An 11,408-nucleotide genomic window follows, 5' to 3' on the forward strand; every position below is an offset into this window, starting at 1 on the left:
CACAAAGGCCGGGTTTCCCCGGCCTTTGGCTTACACTGTCGCGTCGATCACGAGGCGTCGATCACGAGGCGGCGAGGTTGCGCAGCACGTAATGCAGCACGCCGCCATTCTCGACATATTCGATCTCGATCGCCGTATCGATCCGGCACTTGATCTGGATGACCTTCACCGACCCGTCGGGATAGGTGATGGTGCAGGGCACCAGGCTCAGCGGCTTCAGATCGCCCGCAAGGCCCGCGATCGACACCACTTCATCGCCGGTCAGGTTCAGCGACTTGCGGGTCATGCCTTCGGTGAATTCGAAGGGAATGACGCCCATGCCAACCAGGTTCGAGCGGTGGATCCGCTCAAACGACTCGGCGATCACCGCCTTGACGCCCAGAAGCGCCGTGCCCTTGGCCGCCCAGTCGCGCGACGAGCCCGCGCCATATTCGACGCCGCCGAAGATCACCAGCGGCGTGCCGGCCTCCTGATAGGCCATCGAGGCGTCGAAGATCGAGGTCTGCACCCCGTCCGGCCCCTTGGTATAGCCGCCTTCCACGCCATCCAGCATCTCGTTCTTGATGCGGATATTGGCGAAGGTGCCGCGCATCATCACCTCGTGGTTGCCGCGCCGGGCGCCGTACGAGTTGAAGTCCTTCACCGCGACCTGACGTTCGGTCAGGTACTTGCCCGCAGGCGTGGTCTGCTTGAACGAGCCGGCCGGCGAGATGTGGTCGGTGGTGATCATGTCGCCCAGGATCGCCAGGATCCGCGCGCCCGAAATGTCCGAGATCACGCCCGGCGTCTTGGACATGCCGCGGAAATAGGGCGGGTTCTGGATATAGGTCGAGCTGGCGGGCCAGTCATAGGTCTCGCTGTCGGTGACCTCGACCGCCTGCCACTTCTCGTCGCCCTTGAACACATCGGCATATTTCGACTGGAAGGCCTTGCGGGTCACGGTCTGCTCGACCAGTTCGGCCACTTCCTGATTGGTCGGCCAGATGTCCTTCAGGAACACTTCCTTGCCGTCCTTCGAGATGCCGATCGGATCCTTGGTCAGGTTGATGTTCACGTCGCCCGCGATGGCATAGGCCACGACCAGGGGCGGCGAGGCCAGGTAGTTGGCGCGCACATCGGGGCTGATCCGGCCTTCGAAGTTGCGGTTGCCCGACAGAACGGCGGTGGCGACAAGGTCATTCTCGTTAATCGCCTTCGAGATCGCCGGATCGCCCAGCGGGCCCGAATTGCCGATGCAGGTGGTGCAGCCGAAGCCCGCCAGGTTGAAGCCCACGGCGTCCAGATCTTCCTGCAGGCCGGCGGCGTTCAGATATTCCGCCACGACCTGAGACCCGGGCGCGAGCGAGGTCTTCACCCAGGGCTTGCGGGTCAGGCCAAGGGCACGCGCCTTGCGCGCCACCAGACCGGCGCCGATCATGACATAGGGGTTCGAGGTATTGGTGCAGGAGGTGATGGCCGCGATCACGACCGAACCGTCGCGGATCGTGTAATCCTTGCCCTCGACGGCCGCGGTCTTGCGCGCATCGGCCGCCGGCGCCAGCACGCCGCCGCCCTCATCCACCATTTCCTCGGCCGCGATCGAGGCATCCATGCCGCGGTAATCGGCCACGGTCTTGTAGAAGGACCGCGCGGCCAGGTTCAGCGGCGTATAGTCCTGCGGACGCTTCGGACCCGAGATCGCGGGCACGATGTCGCCCATGTCCAGTTCCAGCGTGTCGGTGTAGATCGGCGCGTAATCCGCACCGCGCCACATGCCGTTTTCCTTGGCATAGGCTTCGACCAGCGCGATGCGGCTTTCCTCGCGGCCGGTGTTGCGCAGGTAGCGCAGGGTTTCATTGTCGATCGGGAAGAAGCCGCAGGTCGCGCCATATTCCGGCGCCATGTTGGCGATCGTCGCACGGTCGGCCAGCGGCAGATGGTCCAGGCCCTCGCCGTAGAATTCGACGAATTTGTTGACCACGCCCTTCTTGCGCAGCATCTGCACGACCTTCAGCACCAGATCGGTGGCGGTGGTGCCTTCCATCATCCGGCCGGTCAGCTTGAAGCCAATGACTTCGGGGATCAGCATCGAGACCGGCTGGCCCAGCATCGCGGCCTCGGCCTCGATCCCGCCCACGCCCCAGCCCAGAACGGCCAGACCGTTGACCATGGTCGTGTGGCTGTCGGTGCCGACCAGCGTATCGGGGTAGGCCACCATTTCGCCGTTCTGGTCGGTGTCGGTCCAGATCGTCTGCGACAGGTATTCCAGGTTCACCTGGTGGCAGATGCCGGTTCCGGGCGGCACGACGCGGAAATTGTCGAACGCGTTCTGCCCCCATTTCAGGAAGACATAGCGCTCCATGTTGCGCTCGTATTCGCGGTCCACATTGGCCTGGAAGGCGCGCGGCGTGCCGAATTCGTCGATCATCACCGAGTGGTCGATGACCAGATCCACCGGCGACAGCGGGTTGATCTTCTGGGCATTGCCGCCCAGGCCCTTGATCCCGTCACGCATCGCGGCCAGGTCGACCACGGCCGGAACGCCGGTGAAATCCTGCATCAGCACGCGCGCCGGGCGATAGGCGATCTCGATCGGGTTCTTGCCGCCCAGCTTGCCCCAATCCGAGAAGGCCTTGATGTCTTCGACGGTGACGGTCTTGCCATCCTCGAAGCGCAGCATGTTCTCCAGCACCACCTTCAGCGCGGCGGGCAGCTTGGCGAATTCGCCCAGGCCCGCAGCCTCGGCCGCCGGGATCGAGTAGAAGGAAACGCTCTGTCCGCCCGCGGTCAGCGTTTTGCGGGTTTTCTGGCTGTCGTGTCCGACGGTGACGGTCATCTCGATGCTCCCTGGAAGGTGAGGTGGCGGTTCAGGCGGCTGCCCCTAAGGCGATGGCTGCAAATCTGTAGCCGAAAGGCCGGCAGGGGACGAGTCGCGGTGTTTGTATGCAATTGTATGCCAAAAATCCAGCCCCCGTTTGCGTGCCGCTTTTCGGTCTTTCGCGCCGCTCACGCAACAGCGGAGTGTATGTGTCGGAACACTCGCAAAACCTTGATTGGCAGAGGGGGCCCGGCCTTTCTATAACCCTAGGACGGGATCAGGGGACCGGGAAAGCAAAGATGCGACAAATGGTCAGTGCCGCCTGCGGCCTGCTGATGGCTTGCGCGCCGGGAATGGCCGCGGCCGAAAGCCTGGTCGTGGTAGAGCTTTTTACCTCGCAGGGCTGTTCGGCCTGTCCGCCGGCCGACGATTTCGTCGAGACGCTGGCCGCCTATCCGCAGGTTCTGCCGCTGTCGCTGCATGTCGATTACTGGGATTACATCGGCTGGGCCGACAGTTTCGCCGATCCGCGTTTTACCGAACGGCAGAAGAACTATGCCCGCGCGGTCGGGTCGCGCACGATCTACACGCCGCAATTCATCATCGGCGGGCAGGATCGGGTCGAGGGCTATTCCCCCGAGGAAACCGCGATGCGGCTGGCCGAGCATCTGGCGCGGCGCTCGGATGTGACGCTGACGGTGACGCGCAAGGGCGACCAGCTGGTGATCCATGCCGATGCCGATCCGCCCTTGGATCAGGCGGTGCGGGTGCAGCTGGTGCGCTATCTGCCGGCCGAGACGGTGACGATCGAGCGGGGCGAGAATGCCGGAAAGACCATCACCTATCGCAATGTGGTGACCAGCTGGGAGCATGTGGGCGATTGGTCGGGGCACGAGCCCTACGAGATCACCGCCCCCGCCCCGGGGCAGGAGCCGGCGGTGGTGATCCTGCAGAACGAAGGCCCTTCCACGATTCTGGCCGCCGCGCGGGCCGATTAGGCGCCCGAAGCTGGGCCTGAATCTGGGCCCGTGACCGGGGCCTGCCTGGCCGATCCGGCCCTTTATCCCGCGTTGCGCGGCGCGCCGCGGCCCTTCCAGCGCCGGTGAATCCAGAACCATTGTTCGGGATGGCGGCGCACCAGCGCCTCAAGACTGTCATTCAGCGCCTGGGTCATCGCTTCCGGTGTGCCGGCCTGGATCGGCGCCTCGACCACGACCTGAAAGCTCAGCCCGTCCGGCTGGCGGATGCCATAGGTCGGCACCAGAAGCGCGTCGTATTTCAACGCCAGCTCGGCCGCCGAAAGCGCGGTCAGCGCGGTCTGGCCGAAGAAGGTCAGCTCGGCCCCGTGCCGCATGCGCTGATCAACCAGCAGCCCCAGCATGCCGCCGCCGCGCAGGTGGCGCACCATATCGGCCAGTCCGGCGCGGCCGCGCGGGAACAGCGGCCGGCCGATCCGCGCGATCGCCCTTTCGTAATGGGCGTTGAAATAGCGGTTGGTCATCGGCATGTACAAGGCGCCGACCCGGTAGCCCCGCGCGATCAGCGCCGCACGCGAGGCGTCGTAATTGCCGAAATGCGCGGTGACCAGAATGACCGGCCGCCCCGCGGCATGGGCCGCGGCCAGCGCCTCGACCCCGTCGCCGGTCAGCGGCAGACTGGCGGCGCGTTCGATGAACTCGGCCCCCGAATAGATCTCGATCACGGTGCGGCCGACATTGTCGGGCACCTGCCGCACCAGCCGCGCGACCTGATCGGGGGGCAGATCGGGCAGGATCATCGCCAGATTGTCGCGAATGCGGCGGCGATAGCCGGCCAGCGGCGCCACGATCCGGCTGACCGCCCAGCCGCACAGCGGCACGCGCCAGCGATAGGGCAGCAGCAAAAGCCCGCCGATCAGCGCCCGAATGGCGCGATCCTGCAGCCAGTGGCGCAGTTTGAACGGCGGGGTTTCGGTCATGTCAGCGTCTGGCAGCCCTGGTTTCGCGATGCCAGACATAAAGACCCGCCCCCACGATCACAAGCGCGCCCACAACCGTCCAGCGGTCGGGCCATTCGTCGTAAAGCACAATCCCCCAGCCCGAGGCCAGCACGATCCCGGCATAAGAGAAGGGCGCCACCAGCGAAGCCTCGGCCAGGGTGAAGGCGCGGATCAGGCACAGCTGCGCCAGCGTGCCCAAGGCGCCGATCAGCAGGAATTGCCACAGATGCTCGGCCGCGATCGGGGTCCAGAACCAGGGCAGCGCCAGGCTGGACAGGGCCGTGCCCGCAGCCCCGCCCCAGATCAGCGCCGTCCAGACCGACTCGCGCAGGCCAAGCGCGCGCGTCAGCAGCGCCGAGCCAGTGTAGCAGATCGCCCCCAGCAGCGGCAGCGTCGCCCAGGCCGACAGCGTGCCGGCGCCGGGCCGGATCACGATCATCGCCCCGACCAGCGCGACCAGGATGCCAGCAATCCGCCGCGGCCCCAGCTTCTCGCCCAGAAACACCGCGGCCCCAAGGCTGATCAGCACCGGCGAGACATCCGAGATCGCCGTCGCCTCGGCCAGACCGATATGCAGAAGCGACAGGAAGAAAAAGCCGATCGCGCCCAGCTGGAAGGCGCCGCGCAGCACATGCAGGCCCGGATGGGCGGTGCGCAGATAGAAGGGCACCCGGCGGTTCAGGATCACCAGCATCACCAGGAACTGGCCCAGAAACCGCACCCAGACCACCTGCGGTGCCGGGTAATGCGCCAGAAGCGATTTCGCCGTCGCATCCATCCCGGTAAACAGCAGGATGGAAAACAGCATCAGCCCGATCCCAAGCGCGGGATTCTGGACAGGCGAAGAAAGCGGCAGGCTGGACATGCCGGCGACCCTAGGCCGGGGCCCGAGCGGCAGCAAGGGGCGATCGGCCGGCCCGCCCGGGCGGGCCTAGTCGTCGTCCTCGGGCTGGATCATGACCAATTCGCCCGAGGCCTCAAGCGTGCGCACCGCGCTGACGATCAGGTTCATCGCCTCTTCCGCATCCTTTTCCTTCACCTTGCCGCGCGCCGCCACTTCTTCGCGGATGCCCTGCGCCATGCGCTGCGAGATATTGGCCAGGATGAATTCGGTCGCGGCCTCGAACTCTTCCTTGCCTTGCGAAAAGGCCATGGCGGCAACCAAGGCGGTCTGGTCGACGATGCGGATGATCTTCGGCACATCGCGCGGCGGAATGCGGGCGGGGATGTGCAGATAGGTGAAGATCGCCTTGCGCACCTGTTCGGCGAAACCGGCATCCTCGGCCTCAAGCCCGGCCAGAACATCGTCGCGCGTGACCTGGGGCGAGATGTTCAGGATCGCCCCCACCCGTTCGACCGGACCCTTGTCAAAGGCCTTGGGCGGCTGGCTGTCCAGTTGCGCCAGGATCGCAAGCCCGATCCGATGCACGGTTTCGGGGTCGACATTGCCGGTCAGCGACACGGCAAAGGCGATGCGCCGCGCCTTGTCGCCCGGCAGTTTCCCCAGAATCTCGGCCGCGCGCTGCACCGGCAGTTTCGACAGGATCACCGCCGCCACCTCGACCGCCTCGTCCAGAATCACCGGAATCAGCTTGTCGGCGGGCAGGGTGATCAGCCTTTCCCAAGGATCGCCCTTGGTGCTGACCCCGGCCTTGCGGCGCAGCCGGCTGGCCGCGGTCTGCGAGATATGGCCGTCCATCACCGACAAGGCACCTTCCAGCCCGCCCGGAAAGGCCATGCCCACCGCTTCCAGCTCGGCCATGAATTCGGCCACCACCGCATCCAGCGTGGCCCGGTCGATCAGCCGCATCGCCCCCATCTGCTCGGCCAGGGCCGATTGCATATGGTCGGGCAGCTGGTTCAGCGGCAGGGGCGTGCCCTCTGCCAGCAGATAACGCACGATCACCGCCGCCTTTTCCCGCGCGCTCAGCACGCGGCGGGCAGGCGGGTCGCCCTGCAGCGCCATCATCCGATGCGCGGGCGAAAGGCGGGCAAGCGGAAGCCCTTCTGCGGCCATGGTCCAGACTCCTTCGGGTCAGGGTCTAGACTGCCAAAGCGGCATTAACAGGGCGTTGCCGCCGGATCAGCCAAAGACGCGGGCGAAGATCGTGTCGACATGCTTGGTGTGATAGCCAAGGTCGAACTTTTCCTCGATCTCGGCCGGCGACAGCGCCGCGGTCACATCGGGATCGGCCAGCAGCTCGGTCTTGAAATCGGCGCCCTTCTCCCAGACCTTCATCGCGTTCCGCTGCACCAGCCGATAGGCATCCTCGCGCGAGACGCCGGCCTGGGTCAGCGCCAGAAGCACGCGCTGGCTCATCACCAGGCCTTTGAACTTGTTCATGTTCTTCAGCATGGTCTCGGGATAGACCACCAGCTTTTCCACCACGCCGGCCAGCCGGTGCAGGGCGAAATCCAGCGTCACGGTCGCATCGGGGCCGATCGCGCGTTCTACGCTGGAATGGCTGATGTCGCGCTCATGCCACAGCGCCACATTCTCCATCGCGGGCACCACCGCCATGCGTACCAGCCGGGCAAGGCCGGTCAGGTTCTCGGTCAGCACCGGGTTGCGCTTGTGCGGCATCGCACTGCTGCCCTTCTGCCCGGGCGAGAAATATTCTTCCGCCTCAAGCACTTCGGTGCGCTGCATGTGGCGGATTTCGATGGCGATGTTTTCCATCGAACTGGCGATGACGCCCAGGGTGGCAAAGAACATCGCATGCCGGTCGCGCGGGATGACCTGGGTCGAGATCGGCTCGGGCGTCAGGCCCAGCATCTTGCAGACATGCTCTTCGACGCGCGGGTCGATATTGGCAAACGTGCCGACCGCCCCGGAAATCGCCCCGGTGGCGATCTCTTTGCGGGCGTTTTCAAGCCGTTCGCGGCCGCGCTTCATCTCGGCATAGAAGCGGGCGAAGGTCAGGCCCATCGTGGTGGGCTCGGCATGGATGCCATGGCTGCGGCCGATGCGGACCGTGTCCTTGTGTTCGTAAGCCCGCGCCTTCAGCGCCGCCAGAACCCGGTCGATGCCGGCCAGCAGCAGATCGGCCGCGCGGGTCAGCTGGATGTTCAGCGTGGTGTCCAGGACGTCGCTGCTGGTCATGCCCTGATGGACGAAGCGCGCCTCGTCGGCGCCGACGATTTCGGCCAGATGGGTCAGGAAGGCGATGACATCATGCTTGGTGACCGCCTCGATCTCGTCGATCCGGGCCACGTCGAAAGTGGCATCCTTGGCCTTCCACACCGCCTCGGCGTTTTCCTTCGGGATCACCCCCAGCGCGGCTTGCGCGTCGCAGGCATGGGCCTCGATCTCGAACCAGATGCGGAAGCGGGTCTCGGGCGACCAGATGGCGACCATGTCGGGGCGGGAATAACGCGGGATCATCGGGGCCTCCGGGAAATGTCGGGCAGGATTTTCGGATCTGCGGCCCCCTTAGGCCCTTGGGGCCGGCCGCGCAAGCGGGCGCGCGTGAGGGATTGCTTAACCCGGTGCGGCGATGCTGGGGCAAAGGTCAGGGCGGATCGGGCGATGGTGGCACAGGCAAAGGCGCGGGATCGGGGCGAGGCGAAGCCGGCCTTGCAGCGGCTGGACTGGGTCCTGGCCGGGTTCGAGGCGCTGACCCAGGGCGGGGCCGAGGCGGTCAGGGTGGAACCTGTGGCAAGGGCGCTGGGGGCGACGAAGGGTTCTTTCTACTGGCATTTCAAGGATCTGCGGGCGCTTCATCAGGCGATGCTTGAAGCCTGGGAAGGCCTGGCCGCGACCGAGATCACCGCGGCCGTCCGCGCATCGGACCTGCCTGCGCGCGAGCAGCTGTTCCTGTTGGTCGACCGCGTCTCGCGCATTCCCGAGGCCGAGGCGCAGGGGCGCGCGCTGGAACCGGCGCTGCGCGACTGGGGGCGGGTCGATCCGCTGGCGCGCGCGGTTCTGTGCCGGGTGGATCGCAAGCGGCTGGCGGATCTGGCCGATTTCCTGGCCTGCGCCGGGCTGATGCCCGACAAGGCCGAAGAGGGCGCGGCGCTGTTCTATGGCGCGATGATCGGGCTTGCGGCGCTGCGCGACACCGCCGGCACGCCGATGCGGCCGGCCCTGCAGGCGGTGGCGGAAGGGATTCTGGGCATGCGGGGCTAGGCGGGGCGCCTTAGGCCAGAAGCCGCGGATCGAAAGGATAGCGCGTCAGGTTCTCGCATCCGGTTTCGGTGATAAGCACCTGATCTTCCAGCTTGATCGAGAAATCCCCGCCCTCGGGGCTGACCAGCGCCTCGACGCACAGCACCATGCCGGGCTGCAATTCGGCCTCGAAGGCGCCGTCCACCCAGGCATCGGGATAGGGCACGAATGGCCATTCGTCGCACAGGCCCACGCCATGCATCTTGCAGGAGTATTTCTGCTTCCAATACTGGTCTTCCAGCCGGTGGCCGCCGAAGCACAAGTCACGGATCGTCGCGCCCGGTTTCAGCCGCGCCTGATGGTCGTTGATATGGTCCAGCGCGTGCTGCATGGCCGAGATCATCGCATTCGAGGGCCGGCTGTCGCCGATCCACCAACTGCGCGAGATGTCGATGCAGATGCCATAGCAGCCGATCAGGTCGGTATCGAAGGCAACGATTTCATCGGCTTGCACGATGCGCGGCCCGCATTCCTGGAACCACGGATTGGTGCGCGGACCCGAGGCCAGCAGCCGGGTCTCGATCCATTCGCCGCCGCGGCGGATATTGCCGCGGTGCAACTCGGCCCAGATCTCGTCCTCGGATATGCCGCCCTTCGGCACTTCGCTGCGGGCGAAAGCCTCCATCTCGGCGATCGCGGCCTCGCAGGCGTGATGGGCGCAGCGCATGGCCAGGATCTCGTCCGGCCCCTTGATGGCGCGGGTCCGTTCGGTGACCTCTTCGCCCTCCATCACCTCAAATCCCTTGCGTTCCAGCGCCTTGAGCCCGGCGACCATGATCTTGTCAACGGCAAGACGGCGATTGCGGCCGGCATGGGTCCGCATCACCTCATCCACCTGATTGGCGAAGGCGGCCGCATCGTCGCCGCCCTTGTCGCCCGAGACGGCATAGAAGAAGGACGCGCCCGAGCGCAGTTCCTTGACCAGCGGATTGAAGCCCACCAGGAAGGGCGCGTTCTTGTATTCCCAGATCACCATATGGCCGTCGGCGCAAAGAAGAACGGCCCGGAAGGGATTGTGACTGTTCCACAATTGCATGTTGGTGGTGTCGGTCGCGTAGCGGATGTTCAAGGGATCGAACATCAGCAAGCCGCCATAATCGCGGTCGACCAGCGCCTGGGTCAGCCGCTTCCAGCGGAATGCGCGCATCGCCTGCAGATCGGGTGCGACCAGACCCGCCGCCTGCCATTCGGCGAAGGCCAGCTGGGTCGGGCCGATTTCCACCCGGTCATTGTCATTCGGCGTGCCATCGGCCAGGCGGTCGGGGCGGGTCGGGTCGATCTTGCGGCGGGTGCGGGCGTAGCTGTCGGTCATGGCGGCCTCCGGGTCCGCGGCCAAGGCTGGGCGCAGATCCGGGCCGCGTCATGCCGGAAGGCGACAGATCATGTCGCCTTCCGGCGGGGTATCTTGCGTCTTCCTTGCGTCTTCCTTGCGTCTTCCTTGCGTCTCTACCGATGCGGGGGCGAAGCCCGCCGGTTCAGGCCTTCAGCGCCTCGGCCCGGGCCGCCACCGCCTGATCGGCCTCGCGCCCCGTCACCTCTTGCAGATGGTCGAAACCCGCGCTGAAGAAGCCGACCGCCAGCGTCTGCGAGCGCAATTCGGTGATCATCCCCTGGCAGTCGGCTTCGGGGATCAGCGCCGTCACCTCGTCCCAGCCTTTCCAGCCGGGCTTGGCGTCAAAGCCCAGCAACTGGCCGCGCCGGGCGGTGGCGATGCGCTGGGCGCGCGGGGTAAAGTCGGAGGGGACCGAGATCACCACCTGCAGCACCGGTTCCAGCAGAACCGGGCCGCAATCGGGCAGGCTGTCCTGCATCGCCTTGGCGCCGGCCTTCTGGAAGGCGAAGTCGGAACTGTCGACGGCATGCGCGCTGCCATCGGTCAGGACCACCGACAGATCGACCACCGCAAAGCCCTTGGGCCCGCGCCGCAGCGCCTGTTCCACGCCCTTCTGCACGGCGGGAATATAGGCCTTGGGCACCGCCCCGCCGGTGACCCGGTCCGAGAATTGAAAGCCCAGGCCGCGGGCCAGGGGGGCGATTTCAAGATGGATGTCGGCGAATTCGCCATGGCCGCCCGACTGCTTCTTGTGCCGGGAATGGCAGCTGGCCGGCCGGCTGATGGTTTCGCGATAGGCGATGGCCGGGCGGGCGCTGCGCAGGGTCAGGCCGAAATCGGTTTTCAGCCGCGACAGGGCGATCTGCAGATGGATCTCGCCCTGGCCCTGCAGCAGCGTCTCGCCGGTTTCTGCGACCGCGGCGGTGGACAGGCCGGGGTCTTCGTCGGTCAGCCGCGCCAGCGCGGTGGAAAGCCGTGCTTCGTCGGCCGGATGCGCGGCGCGGATCGCCACGGCATGCAGCGGTGCGGGCGGGGCGGGCCAGTCGGGCATCGGCACGGCGGCGGTCTCGGTCAGCACCTCGCCCGCCTTTGCCGCCGACATCCGGCCCAAAGCCACCACCTCGCCCGCGCC

The 11,408-nt window shown here is 66.2% G+C and carries 8 protein-coding genes and 1 pseudogene; 2 read left to right on the plus strand and 7 right to left on the minus strand.

Going from position 1 to position 11,408, the window contains the following annotated elements:
* Positions 1 to 61: 61 nt before the first annotated feature.
* Positions 62 to 2,815: an aconitate hydratase AcnA gene (gene acnA / locus K1Y73_RS14570; protein WP_225029037.1), complete on the minus strand. Its 2,754-nt coding sequence runs from the start codon at positions 2,813 to 2,815 to the stop codon at positions 62 to 64.
* Between the two features lie 281 nt (positions 2,816 to 3,096).
* Here acnA and K1Y73_RS14575 point away from each other — a divergent pair, with 281 nt between their 5' ends.
* Positions 3,097 to 3,795, plus strand: coding sequence for a DUF1223 domain-containing protein (locus K1Y73_RS14575; protein ID WP_404819092.1), 699 nt, complete (start codon positions 3,097 to 3,099; stop codon positions 3,793 to 3,795).
* Between the two features lie 62 nt (positions 3,796 to 3,857).
* On the opposite strand, the gene K1Y73_RS14580 is transcribed toward K1Y73_RS14575, so the two are convergent.
* The 4 genes from K1Y73_RS14580 to purB all read right to left on the minus strand — a co-directional run bounded on the left by K1Y73_RS14580 (position 3,858) and on the right by purB (position 8,160).
* On the minus strand, positions 3,858 to 4,754 hold the full coding sequence (locus tag K1Y73_RS14580; protein ID WP_225029039.1) for a lysophospholipid acyltransferase family protein: 897 nt from the start codon (positions 4,752 to 4,754) through the stop codon (positions 3,858 to 3,860).
* A 1-nt stretch (position 4,755) separates the two neighbouring features.
* Complete coding sequence (locus tag K1Y73_RS14585; RefSeq protein WP_225029040.1) at positions 4,756 to 5,640, minus strand: DMT family transporter; 885 nt, start codon at positions 5,638 to 5,640, stop codon at positions 4,756 to 4,758.
* Between the two features lie 66 nt (positions 5,641 to 5,706).
* A complete protein-coding gene (locus tag K1Y73_RS14590) occupies positions 5,707 to 6,792 on the minus strand; it encodes a flagellar motor switch protein FliG (RefSeq protein ID WP_225029041.1) in 1,086 nt (361 codons plus the stop codon).
* 66 nt (positions 6,793 to 6,858) lie between these two features.
* Positions 6,859 to 8,160, minus strand: a complete 1,302-nt coding sequence (gene purB, locus K1Y73_RS14595) for an adenylosuccinate lyase (RefSeq protein WP_225029042.1) — start codon at positions 8,158 to 8,160, stop codon at positions 6,859 to 6,861.
* A 144-nt stretch (positions 8,161 to 8,304) separates the two neighbouring features.
* Between purB and K1Y73_RS14605 the strand changes: the two genes are divergently transcribed.
* Positions 8,305 to 8,904 (plus strand): TetR/AcrR family transcriptional regulator, encoded by a 600-nt coding sequence (locus K1Y73_RS14605; RefSeq protein ID WP_263626646.1) that lies wholly within the window; start codon positions 8,305 to 8,307, stop codon positions 8,902 to 8,904.
* Positions 8,905 to 8,914: 10 nt separating this feature from the next.
* Here the strand turns inward: K1Y73_RS14605 and dddP are convergent, their stop codons facing one another.
* Both dddP and K1Y73_RS14615 read right to left on the minus strand, forming a co-directional pair.
* The gene (dddP, locus tag K1Y73_RS14610) at positions 8,915 to 10,255 is read right to left on the minus strand and encodes a dimethylsulfonioproprionate lyase DddP (RefSeq protein ID WP_225029043.1); all 1,341 of its coding nucleotides are present in this window, start codon (positions 10,253 to 10,255) and stop codon (positions 8,915 to 8,917) included.
* Between the two features lie 163 nt (positions 10,256 to 10,418).
* Positions 10,419 to 11,408, minus strand: a pseudogene (locus K1Y73_RS14615) (elongation factor G); the annotation flags it as partial.

It is taken from the genome of Xinfangfangia pollutisoli, assembly GCF_020179405.1.
GTDB lineage: Bacteria > Pseudomonadota > Alphaproteobacteria > Rhodobacterales > Rhodobacteraceae > Pseudogemmobacter > Pseudogemmobacter pollutisoli.

Bases quoted from the DNA above. Each gene is read 5' to 3' on its own strand.
- acnA (WP_225029037.1), bottom strand. From the start codon at position 2,815: ATGACCGTCACCGTCGGACACGACAGCCAGAAAACCCGCAAAACGCTG.
- K1Y73_RS14575 (WP_404819092.1), top strand. From the start codon at position 3,097: ATGCGACAAATGGTCAGTGCCGCCTGCGGCCTGCTGATGGCTTGCGCG.
- K1Y73_RS14580 (WP_225029039.1), bottom strand. From the start codon at position 4,754: ATGACCGAAACCCCGCCGTTCAAACTGCGCCACTGGCTGCAGGATCGC.
- K1Y73_RS14585 (WP_225029040.1), bottom strand. From the start codon at position 5,640: ATGTCCAGCCTGCCGCTTTCTTCGCCTGTCCAGAATCCCGCGCTTGGG.
- K1Y73_RS14590 (WP_225029041.1), bottom strand. From the start codon at position 6,792: ATGGCCGCAGAAGGGCTTCCGCTTGCCCGCCTTTCGCCCGCGCATCGG.
- purB (WP_225029042.1), bottom strand. From the start codon at position 8,160: ATGATCCCGCGTTATTCCCGCCCCGACATGGTCGCCATCTGGTCGCCC.
- K1Y73_RS14605 (WP_263626646.1), top strand. From the start codon at position 8,305: ATGGTGGCACAGGCAAAGGCGCGGGATCGGGGCGAGGCGAAGCCGGCC.
- dddP (WP_225029043.1), bottom strand. From the start codon at position 10,255: ATGACCGACAGCTACGCCCGCACCCGCCGCAAGATCGACCCGACCCGC.